Origin of the sequence: Paenibacillus sp. CR_12 (assembly GCF_041953985.1) — a bacterium.
Lineage (GTDB): Bacteria > Bacillota > Bacilli > Paenibacillales > Paenibacillaceae > Paenibacillus_AQ > Paenibacillus_AQ lautus_A.
The window spans coordinates 1,826,257-1,842,576 of record NZ_JAVFHO010000002.1 but is presented as its reverse complement, the minus strand read 5'-3'; the positions used below and the strand labels follow the sequence as shown (position 1 = coordinate 1,842,576).

Annotated in this window: 14 protein-coding genes; 13 read left to right on the top strand and 1 reads right to left on the bottom strand. The window is 52.1% G+C overall.

The genetic code is table 11. The features are described from left to right. The first annotated feature begins 91 nt into the window (after nt 1-91). From RB297_RS12220 to RB297_RS12190, 7 genes are all read left to right on the top strand, one after another. A complete protein-coding gene (locus RB297_RS12220) occupies nt 92-394 on the top strand; it encodes an ArsR/SmtB family transcription factor (protein WP_375120540.1) in 303 nt (100 codons plus the stop codon). Between the two features lie 142 nt (nt 395-536). After that, a complete protein-coding gene (locus RB297_RS12215) occupies nt 537-1,721 on the top strand; it encodes an MFS transporter (protein WP_375120539.1) in 1,185 nt (394 codons plus the stop codon). A 241-nt stretch (nt 1,722-1,962) separates the two neighbouring features. After that, nucleotides 1,963-3,003, top strand: coding sequence for a LacI family DNA-binding transcriptional regulator (locus RB297_RS12210; protein ID WP_096776151.1), 1,041 nt, complete (start codon nt 1,963-1,965; stop codon nt 3,001-3,003). 731 nt (nt 3,004-3,734) lie between these two features. Beyond that, the gene (locus RB297_RS12205; RefSeq protein ID WP_192570954.1) at nt 3,735-4,694 is read left to right on the top strand and encodes an ABC transporter permease; all 960 of its coding nucleotides are present in this window, start codon (nt 3,735-3,737) and stop codon (nt 4,692-4,694) included. 18 nt (nt 4,695-4,712) lie between these two features. Further along, nucleotides 4,713-5,597, top strand: coding sequence for a carbohydrate ABC transporter permease (locus RB297_RS12200; RefSeq protein WP_375120538.1), 885 nt, complete (start codon nt 4,713-4,715; stop codon nt 5,595-5,597). Nucleotides 5,598-5,647: 50 nt separating this feature from the next. Beyond that, nucleotides 5,648-7,261 (top strand): extracellular solute-binding protein, encoded by a 1,614-nt coding sequence (locus tag RB297_RS12195; protein ID WP_090909321.1) that lies wholly within the window; start codon nt 5,648-5,650, stop codon nt 7,259-7,261. Between the two features lie 34 nt (nt 7,262-7,295). Further along, nucleotides 7,296-8,567: a Gfo/Idh/MocA family protein gene (locus RB297_RS12190; RefSeq protein WP_192570955.1), complete on the top strand. Its 1,272-nt coding sequence runs from the start codon at nt 7,296-7,298 to the stop codon at nt 8,565-8,567. A 93-nt stretch (nt 8,568-8,660) separates the two neighbouring features. Here the strand turns inward: RB297_RS12190 and RB297_RS12185 are convergent, their stop codons facing one another. Beyond that, nucleotides 8,661-9,092 carry an Lrp/AsnC family transcriptional regulator gene (locus RB297_RS12185; RefSeq protein ID WP_036660077.1) on the bottom strand — a complete coding sequence of 144 codons (432 nt, stop codon included), beginning with the start codon at nt 9,090-9,092 and terminating at the stop codon, nt 8,661-8,663. A gap of 126 nt (nt 9,093-9,218) precedes the next feature. Between RB297_RS12185 and RB297_RS12180 the strand changes: the two genes are divergently transcribed. The 6 genes from RB297_RS12180 (at nt 9,219) to RB297_RS12155 (ending at nt 16,134) form a co-directional block, all read left to right on the top strand. Then, complete coding sequence (locus tag RB297_RS12180; RefSeq protein WP_375120537.1) at nt 9,219-9,977, top strand: MBL fold metallo-hydrolase; 759 nt, start codon at nt 9,219-9,221, stop codon at nt 9,975-9,977. Between the two features lie 277 nt (nt 9,978-10,254). Next, nucleotides 10,255-11,148: a helix-turn-helix transcriptional regulator gene (locus tag RB297_RS12175; RefSeq protein WP_096776146.1), complete on the top strand. Its 894-nt coding sequence runs from the start codon at nt 10,255-10,257 to the stop codon at nt 11,146-11,148. A 50-nt stretch (nt 11,149-11,198) separates the two neighbouring features. Next, nucleotides 11,199-12,017, top strand: coding sequence for an NAD(P)H-binding protein (locus RB297_RS12170; RefSeq protein ID WP_192570959.1), 819 nt, complete (start codon nt 11,199-11,201; stop codon nt 12,015-12,017). A 62-nt stretch (nt 12,018-12,079) separates the two neighbouring features. Next, nucleotides 12,080-13,030, top strand: a complete 951-nt coding sequence (locus RB297_RS12165; RefSeq protein ID WP_375120536.1) for an ATP-binding cassette domain-containing protein — start codon at nt 12,080-12,082, stop codon at nt 13,028-13,030. Further along, nucleotides 13,027-13,866, top strand: a complete 840-nt coding sequence (locus RB297_RS12160) for an ABC transporter permease (protein ID WP_375120535.1) — start codon at nt 13,027-13,029, stop codon at nt 13,864-13,866. The genes RB297_RS12165 and RB297_RS12160 overlap by 4 nt, the downstream gene beginning before the upstream one ends. 201 nt (nt 13,867-14,067) lie before the next feature. After that, complete coding sequence (locus tag RB297_RS12155; RefSeq protein ID WP_375120534.1) at nt 14,068-16,134, top strand: HelD family protein; 2,067 nt, start codon at nt 14,068-14,070, stop codon at nt 16,132-16,134. Nucleotides 16,135-16,320 lie beyond the last annotated feature (186 nt).

Genomic DNA, 16,320 nt, shown 5'->3' with positions numbered 1-16,320 from the left:
TCGATCCTAACGGGATCGGCTTTTGCTGGTTCAACAAGAAACCGTAGGAATTAGGATTGACATATCGATAAATCTCGATATAATGATACGTATGAAACCAATCGAAGTGTTTAAAGCGTTGTCCAATGAATCAAGACTGGAAATATTGCAGTGGCTCAAGGAACCGGAACAGCATTTTACGCCCCACGAAGGGATTGATATGAGGGAAATCGGGGTATGCGTAAGCCAGGTGACCGAGAAATTGAACATGACGCAGTCCACAGCATCGCAGTATTTATCGATTCTGAATCGGGCAGGCCTGATCAAGACGGAACGCTTGGGGAAATTTACGTATTATAAGCGGGATGAAGAAGTGATCCGGGAAATCGGAGAGTATTTGAAGCAGGAGATATAGAACAGGAACTGAATGTTTCCTTAGAGTAAGGAATATTCAGTTTTGTTCCGTATTACGTATCTATATATTGCGATATGTCTTTTCATTGGTTTAACATATCGACAATTCACGATATGTAAATACAAAATAAAGGAGTGGAATCATGACAGGTTCATGGAAAATTTATGTTTTGGCAATCGTCAGTTTTTTAGTAGGGACGTCGGAGTATATCATATCGGGGGTGTTGGATAAAATCGCGGATTCGTTAGGGATTACCATCACCGCTGCCGGCCAGCTAATCACGATTTTCTCGTTGGTATACGCAATCTTGACTCCCGTGCTTATGGCATTGACGGCTAAGGTGGAGAGACGGAAGCTGCTGGTCTATTCGTTAGGCGTGTTTGTGGTTGCCAATCTTTTGTCATTCGCTCTGCCGGGATATATCCCGTTTGTCATCGCCCGCGTACTTATGGCGATGGGCGCTGGCATGGTGGTTGTCACGGCGCTTGGAATCGCCGCCAAAATCGCGCCGCCAGGCAAGCAGGCGAGTTCGATCGCCACGGTGGTCATGGGCTTCACGGCTTCGCTCATCATAGGCGTTCCGCTCGGACGAGTCGCAGCCGCTGCTTTTGGATGGAAGTCGGTGTTCGGGTTGATTGCCGTCCTGGGGATTCTTTCGATGTTTGTCCTGCATAAGGCCATTCCCAAAACAACAGGCGATGCCACTGTCCCGCTGCTCCAGCAGTTCGCCTTGCTCAAGAAACCCAAAGTGGCACTTGGTTTGGCGATTACGTTCTTCTGGCTGGGCGGGTATTCCGTCGCCTATACGTACCTGTCCCCATATCTTCTGAACGTGAGCGGTTTGAACGAACAATGGATCAGTTCAGCCCTGTTTGCCTTCGGCATTGCCAGTCTCATCGGCTCCAAGTTCGGAGGGTTCAGCACGGACAGATGGGGAGTACCGCTTACCTTAATCGGCGGCATGCTTCTGCATATTATTGCTTTAATCGTCCTGACTTTTACCGATGCGGGCGCATCCGTCATGCTCGTGTTTGCCGTACTCGTGATTTGGTCGCTGGCCGCTTGGTCATCCGGGCCCACGCAGCAGTATAATCTCGTCCAGCTGGAGCCGAATTCCTCGGGGGTCATGCTTGGCCTGAACCAGTCCATGATGCAGCTGTCCATGGCGGCAGGCGCGGGTATCGGAGGGATCGCGATCGAACGAATTTCGTTGTCGTCCATCGCCTGGATCGGCGCTGCGGGCGTTGCGATAGCCGCGGTTGTGTCGCTTGTACTGTTTCAATCCAATAAGCAGGAGAGCACGGATCACGCGGCACTCGATGCTTGAAGGCATGACCGATTGTAACAGCCTGCTGCTCCGGGACCTGCGATGCTCCGGCAGCATCGCTGCTGAGACCGGCTTTGTTACTAAAATACGATAAGGGAAGAAAGCAGTAGCTACGGCTGAGGCCGAGACTCCTCGTACAGCCAAATGGACATCCATTTGACGCCCTCCAACCGGAACGTTTATGCTATGATCAATGATAGCGGAAAATTTGGTTCCAAATTTTGCAGGAGGAGGAGATCGATTGGCTAAGCTTAAAGACATCGCCGAAAGGGTCGGCGTATCCATATCCACGGTTTCGCGGGCCATCAGCAACGATGCTAACCGTCCGGTCAATGAAGAAACCAAGCAGAAAATTCGGGAAGCGGCGCTTGAACTCGGTTATAAACTACATGAACCACCCCGAAGCGTACATGCTTACAATACGGCCGACAAACGGGTTGTCTGTGTCGTCCCCCAACATTTGATGGACGATCACCCGTATTTTTCAACGGTTCTAGCCGGTTTTCATAAAAAAATGGAGGAGCTGGGCCAGCCCCCGGCTATCGTCCGCACATGCGAAGAGGTCGGGGATGCGGACCGGATACGGCTCATGCTGAGGGAGACGGGAGCGCAGGGTATTGTAGCCATCAGCTGGTACGACAAGGAGCTGTTTGAGCTGATGCAGCAGGCCGGAGTTGCCATCATGGGCGTGAGTTTGAATGATGACCGGCTGAACGTCCCGGTAGTAGACTGTGACCGGATCCTATCGGCGAGGGCAGCCGTACGCCACCTGATCGACCAAGGGCATTCGCGGATCGCTTATATCGGAGGCCCCGCATATTCCAAGCAGATGGAAAGCGAGGAACGGTATGTCGGATACAAATTCGCTATGCTCGAGGCCAACTTGGAGGTGCGCGAGGAGTGGCAGATGAACACCGGATGGAACGTGGATCGAAGCTTCAGTAAGTTGTCCGAGCTATTGGGAGGGCTTCCCAAAGGGCAATGGCCGACGGCAGTTTTTTGTGCAAGCGACATGCTTGCCATTCCAGCCATGCGGGCCGTCGTCGAGAACGGCGGCCGCATACCGGAGGATATCGCGATCGTAGGAATGGATAACATCGATGTGGCCCAGTACACAACGCCGCCGCTGTCCTCCGTATCCGTTCCCAAATACGAAATCGGCAGGGTAGCGGCCAAATCGATTGTGGATTATTTGGATGGCCATTTCCCGATGGCAACCAAGATATTGCTGCCATGCTCATTGATTGTGCGGGAATCCTCCAGATTTACCCGAAACGAGTAAAATATAACTTATCATGTTTAATTAACTGACATATGAAGAAGAGAGAAAATGATCAAACAGCCGTCGGCTTGAAAACCGGCGGCTGTTTTTTGCTGTTGCTCACCAAAAAATAAATCATTTCACGCCAAAAATATCCAAAAAAGTGTTTGACTTTGCCAAATGCCTATATTATTATGAGTGAAAATCAATGAGGTGTTTGGCGCTGAATCTTCCTTTTTTGGAGTTAGGTAATCAACGCCTGTATCATGCCATTCATATATTTGATTGCGTTTTCATTCCTTTTATATAAAGGTAATATAGTGATACAAAATATTCCCCGTAGAGAAGTTGAAGACCCTTCGGTTTGCAAGTTCAAACTCATGCAAGTATCGATATCTATCCAAAATAAATCCAAATATAACATGATATTGTCCAAAAATAATTCCAAATCACTAGAATAACGTCCGACTCCATCGGATTTTATTTATAAACTCAGAAGGTGTCATTATTTATGACATGGAATTCCTGGAATGCCGCATTGAATAACTGAGCCTTAATGCGGTTGTCGTTTTGTCAGATGACGATAACGGAGCAAAGGAGGGAAATCGTAAACCGAGTGCTTTACCCGCTGGATCCATAGGAAGAGAACACGATCCCCAGAAGGAATCCGGTTGAGCAGGGGGACCATGGAATGTAATTGTTTGTTTTGTTGGCGTTTCTAGATTAACCAATACATACCGAGGTGATGCTCATTGGCAAATACGACCCTGCAGCCCGCAGCAAAAGCGGTTTCCGATACGAAGCGTAAGCGCTTCATGTGGAATCGCATCCTTCGTAATTGGCAGCTTTATGCTCTGATTTCACCGGTCATCGCCTATTACGTCCTGTTCCAGTACGTTCCGATGTACGGCATCCAGATCGCCTTTAAGGACTTTATTGCAACGCAAGGGATATGGGGCAGTCCGTGGGTCGGCTTTGAGCACTTTGACCGATTTTTCAACAGCTATTATTTCTGGCGCTTGATCAAGAACACGCTGGGCATCGGTTTATACAGCCTGGCCGTCGGTTTTCCGATCCCGATTATTCTGGCATTGCTCATGAATGAGATACGGGCCGAACGTTTCAAGAAATTCGTGCAGACCATCACCTATGCTCCTCACTTTCTTTCTACCGTGGTCGTTGTCGGGATGATGATGATCTTCCTGTCCCCCCGTTACGGCATCATCAACCATTTCATTGAAATGTTTGGAGGCCAGCCGATCAATTTCATGACGGAGCCCTCCTGGTTCAAGTCCCTGTACGTGCTGTCGGATGTATGGCAGACCATGGGCTGGAGCTCCATTATTTATTTGGCTGCCCTTGCCGGCATTGACAACCAGCTGCACGAAGCCGCGCGTGTCGATGGTGCGACCAGGCTTCAGCGCATATGGCATATTAACATCCCGGGCATCATGCCAACGATCATCATCCTCTTGATCCTGAACATGGGCAGCATTATGGGCATCGGGTTCGAGAAGGTGCTCCTGATGCAAAACAACCTGAATATGGAGAGCTCCGACATTATAGCCACCTATGTCTACCGAATGGGGATCCAGAATGCCGAGTACAGCTTCTCCGCGGCGATCGGATTGTTCAATTCCGTCATCAATTTCATTCTGCTGGTTGCGGTGAACTTTATTTCGAAGCGGGTTAGCGAAACAAGTCTTTGGTAAAGAGGGGAGCATCGAACCATGCAAATTGAATCCAGAGGGGACCGTATTTTTAATGTCATCAACTATGCGATTCTGATCCTGGTCACCATCATCGTCATGTACCCGCTGCTTTTTGTGCTCAGCGCATCGTTTAGCGACCCGCAGGCGGTTCTGCGGGGCGAGATGCTGTTGTGGCCAAAGGGAGTCAACCTGAATTCCTACGCGAAAATATTCCAGAACCAGGATATCATCAGCGGCTTTACCAACACGCTGGTGTACACATCGCTGGGCACGTTCATCAACCTCACGATGACCATTCTTGCGGCCTATCCGCTGTCGCGGAGGGATTTTGTCGGGCGAAATGCCATCATGGCACTATTGGTTTTCACGATGTTTTTCAGCGGAGGGCTTATTCCGACGTATTTGCTGATCAAGAACCTCGGCATGCTGAACACGCTCTGGGTCATGATTATCCCGAATGCCGTATCCATCTGGAACATCATCATCATGCGCACCTTCTTTCAGCAGTCCATTCCCGGCGAGCTGCAGGAGGCCGCGACCATCGACGGCTGCTCGAACATCAAAATATTGACCCGGATCATATTGCCGCTGTCCATGCCGATTATCGCGGTGACCATTCTCTTCTATGCGGTCGGTCATTGGAATGCGTTCTTCAATGCACTGTTGTATCTGTCGGACAAAGATAAATTTCCGCTGCAGCTCATCCTGCGCGAAATCCTGATTCAGGGACAAACGAACGACATGGTCAAAATGTCGACCGAATCGGCGATCAAGCAGCAAAGGGAAGTGGAGGGCATCAAGTACGCGGTGTTGGTCGTGGCCAATATTCCGGTGCTGGCGCTCTATCCGTTCCTGCAGCGATATTTTGTCAAAGGCGTGATGATCGGGGCCATCAAAGGATAAATTCCTTGCATGGATAAATGGATGGAACACGATAAAGGGGAGGATTACGGATGAAGCTGAAGCAATGGGGAAGTTTTCTGTTGACCTGCATGTTGTCGGTATCGCTGGCGGCGGGCTGCAGCCCGAAGGGTTCGGGCGGAACGGACTCGGCCGATGAAGGGAAAGCCGCGATAAATGAAACGGGATTTCCGATTGTCGACGACAAGATGACGGTGACCGGCTTTGCCGGAAAGTTCTTTGCCAATGCCGACTGGAACAACATCAAACTGTGGCAGGAATATGAGAAAATGACCAATATCAAGGTGCAGTGGGACACGGTGCATAAAGACAATTTGGCCGAAAAACGCAACCTGCTGCTTGCCGGCGGCGATTATCCGGAGATGTTCTATGCTTCCGCATTCCCGAGGGCGGATTTGCTGAAGTACGGCAAGCAGGGCGCTTTTATCCCGTTGAATGACCTGATAAATCAATACGCGCCGAATTTTAAAGCGTTGATGGAGAAATATCCGGTCATCGAGAAGGGGATTACGATGCCGGACGGCAACATTTACGGGCTGCCGACGCTGTATGACCCGGAATTCCGGTCCGTGCTGTACGGAACGCCGTGGGTGAAGACGGAGTGGTTGACCAAGCTTGGGCTTCAAGAGCCGCAGACGCTGGATGAATTCTACGATATGTTGAAGGCGTTCAAGGAGAAGGATCCGAACGGCAACGGCCAGAAGGATGAATATGCTTGGGGTGGCGTAGGAACCGCCGGCATCGTCAACTATTTGCGGGGTTCGTTCGGCCTTAATTATCACGGAACCTCGAACATTAACGTGGATACCGACCCGGCGAGCGGGAAGGTCCGGTTCATTCCGACGGATCCAAGATACAAGGAACTGCTTCAATTCGTGAACAAACTGTATAAGGACGGCCTGCTGGAGCAGGATATCATGTCCGTGAAGAGCACGGAGGTGGACGCCAAAGGCGTGGAAGGCCTTCTCGGCGTTGTCGATAACGTGGACCCGGTCGCCATCTACAACCAGGAGGGTTATGTGGGGCTTCCGGTATTGAAGGGGCCGCACGGCGATCAGATGTTCAGCGCTACAGGCTCCCCGCTGGGGAACATCGGGATGTTTGTCCTGACCGATAAAGCGAAGAATCCGGCCGCGCTGATCCGCTGGATGGATTATTTCTACAGCGACGAAGGCATCCGCATGTTCTTCATGGGCTGGAAAGACGAAACGTATAAGGAAGATGCGGCCGGTAATGTGGATTACGTGGACGAAATCAAGAACAATCCGGAGGGTCTCAACCTGGACCAAGCGGTCGGGCAGTATCTGATATGGCCCGGCGGATATTATCCGGGCTTCGTGACGCAGAAATATTTCAAGGGAGCGGAAGGCCTGCCGACGTCCGTAGAAAACGCAAAGAAAGCCGAGCCGTACGTCATCCCTCAAGACAAGGTCTGGCCGCCGTTTAACTTTACGGCCGATGAGCAGTCCGAGCTTACCGGAATCCAGACCGACATTCACACGTACGTGGACGAGATGCGGGACAAATTCATAGCCGGCAACGAGTCTTTTGATAACTGGGACCAGTATGTCGCTAACCTGCAAAAGATGGGGTCGGAGCGCTATCTGTCCATTTATCAATCCGCGGCCGACCGATATACCGAATAAGACAATTACCAGAACATTAAAGGAGCGACATGAGATGACACAATTGAAAGCCATATTGATCGGGGCAGGCGCGCGCGGCGCCGGGGGGTATGCCCCCTATGCCCTGGACTACCCGCATGAACTGGCCTTCGTGGCCGTAGCCGAGGCCGATCCGGCGCGGCGCACCCGATTTGCCGAGGAGCATGGCATCCCGCCGGAGCGGTGTTACGAAACCTGGGAACCGCTGCTGGCCGAGGCCCGGCTTGCCGATATCGCCGTCATTTGTACGCAGGACCGTATGCACTATGGCCCAACCATGCAGGCCTTGGAGAAACAGTATCACGTGCTTTTGGAGAAGCCGATGTCCCCGGAACCGAAGGAATGCCTGGAGATGGAGCAGGCCGCCATCCGTAACAACAGGCTTTTGACCATATGCCATGTGCTGAGGTATACCCCCTTTTGGAGTGCCATTAAACGCGTGCTTCAGGAAGGGACCATCGGCGAGGTGGCTTCGATCCAGTTGAACGAGAACGTGGGATATTGGCATATGGCGCACAGCTTTGTGCGGGGGAATTGGAATAACTCCGACAAGGCAAGCCCGATGATTCTGGCCAAATCGTGCCATGACATGGATGTGCTGTCTTGGTTGATGGACCGTCCCTGCACGCAGGTCACTTCGTTTGGCTCGCTGATGCATTTTCGTGAGGACCAGGCGCCCGAAGGCTCGGGGGACCGATGCCTGGATTGCAAAGTGGAACCCGTCTGTCCCTATTCCGCTCCCCGGTTTTACTTGAGCGATGAGTACAAGGGCTGGGCAAGGCATTTTACCCAGGAGCTGACCAAGCCGAACATTATTCAGGGGCTTCGCGAGACGGACTATGGCCGCTGCGTATATCGGAGCGATAACAACGTCGTTGATCATCAGGTCGTCAATATGGAGTTTGAGGGCGGGGCCACCGCGATGTTCAGCATGTGCGGATTTACGCATGAACAGGAGCGCAGAATCCAAATTATGGGTACCCGCGGCGAGCTTCGGGGAGAGGAAGGCAAGATCACGGTATACGATTTCCTGACCGGTCAGAAGACGGAGATTACGATTCCTTCGCAATCCAGCGGACATGGCGGGGGCGACAGCGGGATCGTGGCCAGCTTCCTGAGAGAGGTTCGGAGCTATAATGGACAGGAGAGCCTGACGTCGGCAAGCGCCTCCGTGCGGAGCCATCTTATCGCGTTCGCAGCGGAGAAATCGAGGCTGAATCAAGGCCGGTCCATCAATCTGAACGAATATGCGCGGGAATTGATGGCTGAAGAAAACGCGGTAAAATAAACGGAAGTATATTTAAATTTCATCATATGAAAAATTCACAATAGTTTTAAAAGAAGAAGCGGGCTGATCCTGGGGACAGCCTGCTTCTTCTTTTTATTTGACCTGGTCAATGGACAGGCTGACTTTATAATTCCCGTACTTCAGAAGCTCTTCCAGAAAATCGTTCAAATCCTTGGGCGAACCCGCCCGTACCCTGAGCCAATAACAGCCCTCACCGCTGACGCGGTGGGTTTCGGCGACCATGTCGTGCGACTGAATAAAGGACAGGAAAGGAGAGTGAGCCGTATGTAAGGCCAAGAACACGGTGACAAAAGCGTGTACGGTCAGACCGATTTTGTCCGGATTCCAACGAAGCGTAAAGCCTTCAATGACACCCAGATCCTGCAGCTTGCGAACGCGGGCCCCGACGGCTTGTCCCGTCAAATGCACCCGCTGTCCGATCGCTTTGTGAGACAGGCTTGCATCCTCGAGCAGGTGCTGCAATATGCGAAGATCGACTTCGTCGAATTCATGAGCGCTTGGCATGCGAATGTTCCTTTCACGATGAAAGTGAGTTCCCCTAATTCCTTTCACGAAGCCGTAGGCAGGAATTATAGCGATCTCTATAATGGGTTTAAGAACCATATTAATTGAAACAAAGGGGAAATGAAAGTGAAACTTCAGCTTATACGTAATGCTACGTTAAGAATACAGTACGCCCATCTTGAACTGCTGGTCGATCCGATGTTTAGCGATGCCAAGGCGAACCCGCCCGTCTTCAACTCCGCGAATGACAGACGGAATCCGCTTGTCCCGCTGCCGTTCTCCATGGCTGACAAGCTCCGTCCGAACGCGGTGCTGGTCACGCACCTGCACCCGGATCACTGGGATCAAGACGCGATCTACGCACTGCCGAAGTCAACGCCGATCCTGTGCCAACCGGGAGATGAGGATACCTTATCTTCACAGGGTTTTGCGTCCGTGACGGCAGTATCGGAATCCTTGGAATATGAAGGAATCTCGATCATCCGAACCGGCGGCCGGCATGGAACCGGTGAGATCGGCCAGATGATGGGGCAGGTATCCGGCTTTATTCTGAAAGCAGAAGGACACCCGACGCTTTATATAGCGGGCGATACCATCTGGTGCGATGAAGTGAAAGAAGCGCTCGATGCACATAAGCCCGATATGACGGTTGTCAATGCCGGCGGCGCCCGGTTTCTCGCGGGGGACCCGATCATCATGGATGAGGACGATGTGGTCGAACTGCTGCGGTATGCTCCATATACGAAGGCCGTTGCGGTCCATATGGAAGCCATCAACCACTGCCTAGTGACAAGAGAAGCGCTGTCCGGTCGTCTGGCAGCTGAAGGCCTTGGCTCGCGAATCGAAATTCCGCAGGATGGCCAATGGGTCGAGTGGAAAGCGTAAAACCGCAACACGTTGCCGTTTGCTATAGCAGCGGGAAAAGCTTGCTGCCATCCGATGGCTTCAGCAGCAGTGAGACCGTCTGAATATGATATAATCTATGCAGGAAGCTCCGTGATACGGAGCTTTTTTGTTGTCCCGCCTCATCTACTGCTTTTCATAAAAATAATCCCTATTTCAACGGGAACGTAATTTAATCCTGACATGCTAGATGTCAAGATTTATGGTTTAACATTCGATTCAGAAGTCAAAAAGGACGAAAACGCAAGGAGTGTAAACGATGAAGCTGGACCGGCTGCTTGGCATTACGATGGAATTGTTGACCAAAAGAAGAGTGACCGCCACGGCGCTGGCTGCTAGGTACGAGGTTTCGGTTCGCACGATTTACCGCGATGTGGACCTCATCAATCAGGCCGGCATTCCAATCGCTTCCTATCCCGGTGCGGATGGCGGGTTTGAACTGATGAGCGGGTTCTACCTGACGAGGCAGCACTTCTCCGTGGATGACTTTTTGGCTATCTATAATCTCTTAAAGGGCATCGAAGGGACTGTGAAAGGGAGATATACAGCGATCATGAATAAGCTCGGAACCCTGCAGCCTGCCCTGTTGAACGGAGGATGTCATGAACAAATCATAGTCGAGATGAGCACGTCGGAACATGAGCGGACATGGGTCCGGCAAATGTTGAAAGCCATTGAAGGCTCGAACCTGATAACCCTTCATTATACCAGCGCATCCGGCAGCCGCTCAGAGCGGCAAGTGGAGCCGCTGCAGCTGTACTGGGAACAAGGCGTCTGGTATTTGGAGGCTTACTGCTTGCTCCAGGAGTCGAAGCGAATTTTCAGGGTATCTCGCATAACCGGTCTTGAAATATCCGAGAACACGTTCCTCCGAAGAGAGGGCCTGGAGCGGGAGGAGCAAGAGGAAGTGCAGGGAATTGAGGCGCATCTTCGTTTCGATCCGTCCGCCGGTCCGCGGGTGATCGAGCAGTTTCCGGATGCATGCGCCTCCAGCGAGGGATGCTTGGATGTCCAAACCATCTTCTACACCAAAGCGTATGCTGTCTCGGTGATCCTAAGCTACGGTGCCAAGGTGGAGATCCTCTCGCCGCCGGAGCTTAAGGAAGATTTGCTGAAAGAGCTGGAGGACATCCGTAAACGTTACGAACCATGACGCAACAAATATACGCGTACCTTTAATCAACGCACAAGGAGGATTTCCATATGACCATTTTAATAACAGGCGCTACCGGAACCGTTGGAAAACACATCGTGCAGCAGCTTGTGCTGCAAGGAAACGAAGTGAGAGCGATCTCACGCCATCCGCAGCAGGCGAAAGTGCCCGAGGGCGTTCAGATGTATGCCGGCAATCTCAATGACCCGGATAGTCTGATCCCCGCCCTGCAAGGCGTAACCGCGATGCATCTGATCATTTCCAGCGATGAGGCTTACGGAACCCTTCAGACGGATCCGCGGATTATCGAGCTGGCCGAGAAGGCGGGCGTAAAGCGGGTAACGGTATTGGTGGGCTATGAAGAAGGTCCCGTAGAAGCAGCTCTGCGAAACAGCGGAATGGAATGGACCCTGCTCAAGCCCGGTGAGTTTATGGCGAATATACGGACCGATTGGCAGGAATCGATCCGTGACGAAGGCGTTGTCCGCGAGCCGTTCGGCCATGCGTTGAGTGCGAGAATCCATGAAGCCGATATCGCTCGCGTGGCCGTTGCCGCACTTCTGGAGGAAGGTCACCATGGACAAGAATATTTCCTTACGGGACCGGAGGCCCTCTCGCGAACGGAAGCGGTTCGGATCATAAGCGAGGTAACAGGCAAGGAGATCCGTTTTGTCGAACTGACCGAGGAACAGGCGAGAGAGCAATGGAGAGAGCAGGGCTACGACGAAGAGTCGATTGAGTTTTTTGTGCAAATGGGAAAAAATCCGCCCGAGATCGGTTATACGGTACTGCCGACGGTGGAGGAGGTCACGGGGCGGCCGGCAGCAACGCTTGCCGATTGGGTCCGTGATCATCTGGACGATTTTTAAGAGCGGGCCTTCTTAAGATGATGGAGACCGCGATGATAAAGGAAGAGAAGGGAATGTGATACTTGTCTTACGCCATTGAAACGAAAGGGCTTCGTAAATCCTATAACGGAACGGAGGTCGTTCGAGGAATCGATCTGCGAGTCGAACAAGGAGAGCTCTTTGCCTTGTTAGGTCCGAACGGCGCCGGAAAAACAACCACCATCCATATGTTATCCACCCTGATAAAGCCGGATGGCGGGTGCGCCAGCGTAGCCGGATTTGATATCGTGGGTAATGCCCGAAACGTTCGGAGAAGGATTAGCTTTACGGGCCAGTTTGCGGCACTGGATGAAGGACTCTCCGGTCTTCAGAATTTAAAGCTGATCTCCAGGCTTTACGGTCATTCGGCAAAAGCGGCCCGGTCCGTAAGCGAGGAGCTGATCGAAGCCTTCGGACTCAGCGAAGCGAAGGATCGCGCGGTGCAGCATTACTCCGGCGGGATGCGGAGGCGGCTGGATATTGCCGCCAGTATCGTTACCGAGCCCGATGTTATTTTTCTGGATGAGCCGACGACGGGACTGGACCCGCAAAGCCGTGTTCAAGTGTGGGATGTTGTAAGGTCGCTCTTGAAACGGGGGACTACGGTGCTGCTCACAACCCAATACTTGGAGGAAGCTGATCAACTGGCGGACCGGATTGCCGTGATGGATAAAGGGAACTTGATAGCCGAAGGGACGCCCCGGCAATTGAAGGCTTCGATTGGCGACAGGACGTTAACCGTCCAATTCAACGAGCAGGCCGATCGGGATAAATTGGGTACGTGGTTATACGAGGCGCACGCCCTGACCGTATTGCAGGACGATCATCCGTTGGTACATAAGTTCCCGGTGAAGGATGCGATTGCTGCTCATCAGGCCATCCATACGCTGATGGAGAACGGGTTCGCCATTGACTATTTTGCCTTAAGCGAGCCGAGTCTGGATGAGGTCTTTCTGTCCCTGACCGACGCAAAGTCGAAAGGAGGCGCTCCATGAGTGCAAACCAGCATACAGCGACAGCGAATAAGGACGGCTTGCCGACGGTTCGGCGAGCGGTCATCGATCCTCCCTCTATCCTGACGTCGATCCGAATCTTTATGTGGAGAACCTGGCAGCATACCAAGCATAACGGGTTTGGTCTGGTGATGGATGCGGTTCTGTCGCCGGTTCTGCTGCTGCTCATCTTCAGTTACCTGTTCGGCGGTGCCATGGCCGGGTCAACCGGGGCTTATATTCAATTCCTCTTGCCCGGCATCCTGATCCTGACGGTCGTTCCCATGACAGTGTACAGCGGAACCACGATATGCTCGGATATTACCAAAGGGGTGTACAATCGTTTCCGAACGCTGCCCTTCTGGCAGCCCGCATCCGTGATTGGCTCCATCCTTACGGATGGGCTGCGTTATGCGGCCGGCGTTACTGCTGCCCTCGGTACGGGCGTGGCGCTGGGTTTCCGCCCCGAAGGCAGTGCCGTTCAGGTGTTGTGCGCCATAGCCTTCATCCTGTTGTTTGCCTTCAGCGTCAGCTGGATATTTGCGCTGGTCGGCGTCGTGGCCAAGCGTACGGAGACGGTGTCGGGGTCCAGCATGATCGCGATATATCCGCTGCTGTTCGCCAGCAGCATTCTGGTGGATTCGTCGACGATGCCGAAATGGACAGCGACCCTCATTGATCTGAATCCCGTCAGTATGGCGGCAACCACCGTCAGGGCGCTGATGAGCGGTACGGCAGGCCCGGCCGTGATCATGACCGGAATCGGAGTCTGCGCGCTGTTTATGGGGATATTTGCCCCGCTTACGCTTTATCTGTACCAGACGAAAAACGAGCGGTAACAAGCACAAAAAAACCAGGCCTGCATGAACATGCAGCCTGGTTTTTATCTATGGTACGTCATTTGCAGTCTATGTCCATCGTATCGCTATTTTTGGACCCACGATAAATACACAATACTACAACGGAAAGTATAAGTCTATATTTTTTTCGGGAAACCCCTATACTTAGAGCTATTCTTTAGCGAAGAGGGGGAAATCGGAGTGCTGAATCCAAACGAAAACGCAGAGCGGGAATATCTTGCATTGGTATTAAAGGAGCTTCAACGGGCATCGGAGGAATTAGAGGGGAAGGTGTCCGATTCGTATAAGGATATCATTGAAGCCAAGAAATACCTGTGGGTCAACATGGCCCAATTGGATGCGGCGGAGCGTGCGGCCAACCGGGTTGATATTTCTTTGTCGATCGATACCGGAGAGAAACAGGCGGCCAGGCTGCAGAGGATGCGCAAGCTGCTTGCCTCGCCTTATTTTGGGAGGGTGGATTTTCGTACGAATGAACCGAAGGAAGAAGAAGGCGCCTACTATATCGGCACCCATTCGTTCACGGACCCGGAGAGTCAGGAGCATCTCATCTATGATTGGCGCTCGCCGGTTGCCAGCCTGTTTTATGATTACAATGCCGGCCCTGCGTCGTATGAAGCGCCCATGGGGAGGCTGCAGGGCGAAATTACCGTCAAAAGGCAGTATAAAATCAAAGACGGCCACATGGAATATATGATCGAGAGCTCCATGAACATCAATGACGACGTGCTGCAGAAGGAGCTCAGCAGCAACTCGGACGAGAAGATGAAGAATATCGTGGCTACCATCCAGCAGGAGCAAAATGCCATCATCCGAAACGAAACAGCGCATGAGCTGATCATTCAGGGAGCGGCAGGCTCGGGCAAAACCTCGGTGGCCCTGCACAGGGTGGCCTTTCTCCTGTATCGCCATAAGGAAACCTTGACTTCCAGCAACGTGCTAATCATATCCCCCCATAAAGTGTTCTCCGATTATATATCGAGCGTGCTGCCGGAGCTTGGCGAAGAGAAAATCATGGAGGTCACGATGGAGGAGCTTGCTGCCAAAGAGCTCCGAGGATTATGCCAGTTCCAGACCTTCTCCGAACAGGTGGACGAAATCGTACACGCCCATGACGAGCAGGCCATCGAACGGATCCGGTACAAGGCCGGTTTGGATTTTGTGCATGAGCTGGATGCTTATCTGGAATATGGTGATCAGCAATTTTTCCAGCCAACGGATATTCAGATGAAGGGGGTGCTCATACCGGCCTCGGAGGTTATGGATAAATACCTTGGCAGCATGAGTTTGCCGGTCAGGCAGCGATTGGAGAAGACCGCCTCGGTCCTGTCGGGGCAGGCCCGTACGGAGGACGGCGAGAGGCTGACTTCGGCGGAAGCCAATAAAGTCAAAGCCGCGATCCGGAAAATGTTCACATATCAAAATGCGTTAAGCCTGTACAAGGCATTCTTCTCATATCGGAACATACCGGATCTGTTCATCATGAAGGGGAGGAGAACGATCGAATACGCTGACGTTTTTCCGCTGATTTACCTCAAGATGCATCTGGAAGGGAGTGCCTCCTTCGATATGGTAAAGCATCTGCTGGTCGATGAAATGCAGGATTATACTCCGATTCAGTATGCCGTCATCTCCAAATGGTTTGCTTGCAAAAAGACGATTCTCGGCGACAGCAACCAATCGGTCAACGTGTATACTTCAACCTCGCTGCCCGATATCCAGCGCGTGTTTCCTCAAGCCGATACGATCGAACTGGTAAAAAGCTATCGTTCCACGCTGGAAATCATGAAGCTTGCAAAGCGGATCCATCCGCGCAGCACCATGATTCCCGTGGAGCGGCATGGTGAAGAACCGCTGCTGATTGGGTGTCATGATGCGGCGCAGGAGCTGGCGTTCATTCAAGAGCTCACCCGAAACTTTCCGAATTCCGGGATGCAGACGATGGGGATCATATGCAAAACGTCATCGCAAGCCCGGCAGGTGTACGAGTCGGTCAGGGGGTTAACGGACAACGTGAGCCTGCTCGATTTTAGCAGCGACCGCTTTCAGGAGGGAATCACGATTACCTCCGCCCATATGGCCAAAGGGCTGGAATTCGACCAGGTTATCGTTCCTTTTGCGGGCGCCGCAAACTATCGTACCGAGATGGATCGAAGCTTGCTCTATATTGCCTGTACCCGGGCCATGCATAAGCTGCTGCTGACCTATTCCGGCGAGCCCGCGGTATGGTTGGCCGGCTCGGCGTAAACCGGATCAGGATTTTGCCATGCGCAAGAATATATCGTTATCCGGAGTCGCACCCCATGGGTGCGGCTCTATCTTTAGATTATTGGACTCAAATGACCTTGATTGACGTTATGTCTAAATTTAAATAAAACATCAGGCGGTTTAGGAAGGAGGACTCCTTTATATCTAGAAACTATTAATATGGGA

What these genes read in the sequence shown, in the direction of transcription:
- RB297_RS12190 (WP_192570955.1), top strand. Translation starts at nt 7,296, where the DNA reads ATGACACAATTGAAAGCCATATTGATCGGGGCAGGCGCGCGCGGCGCC.
- RB297_RS12200 (WP_375120538.1), top strand. Translation starts at nt 4,713, where the DNA reads ATGCAAATTGAATCCAGAGGGGACCGTATTTTTAATGTCATCAACTAT.
- RB297_RS12160 (WP_375120535.1), top strand. Translation starts at nt 13,027, where the DNA reads ATGAGTGCAAACCAGCATACAGCGACAGCGAATAAGGACGGCTTGCCG.
- RB297_RS12220 (WP_375120540.1), top strand. Translation starts at nt 92, where the DNA reads ATGAAACCAATCGAAGTGTTTAAAGCGTTGTCCAATGAATCAAGACTG.
- RB297_RS12170 (WP_192570959.1), top strand. Translation starts at nt 11,199, where the DNA reads ATGACCATTTTAATAACAGGCGCTACCGGAACCGTTGGAAAACACATC.
- RB297_RS12195 (WP_090909321.1), top strand. Translation starts at nt 5,648, where the DNA reads ATGAAGCTGAAGCAATGGGGAAGTTTTCTGTTGACCTGCATGTTGTCG.
- RB297_RS12215 (WP_375120539.1), top strand. Translation starts at nt 537, where the DNA reads ATGACAGGTTCATGGAAAATTTATGTTTTGGCAATCGTCAGTTTTTTA.
- RB297_RS12175 (WP_096776146.1), top strand. Translation starts at nt 10,255, where the DNA reads ATGAAGCTGGACCGGCTGCTTGGCATTACGATGGAATTGTTGACCAAA.
- RB297_RS12185 (WP_036660077.1), bottom strand. Translation starts at nt 9,092, where the DNA reads ATGCCAAGCGCTCATGAATTCGACGAAGTCGATCTTCGCATATTGCAG.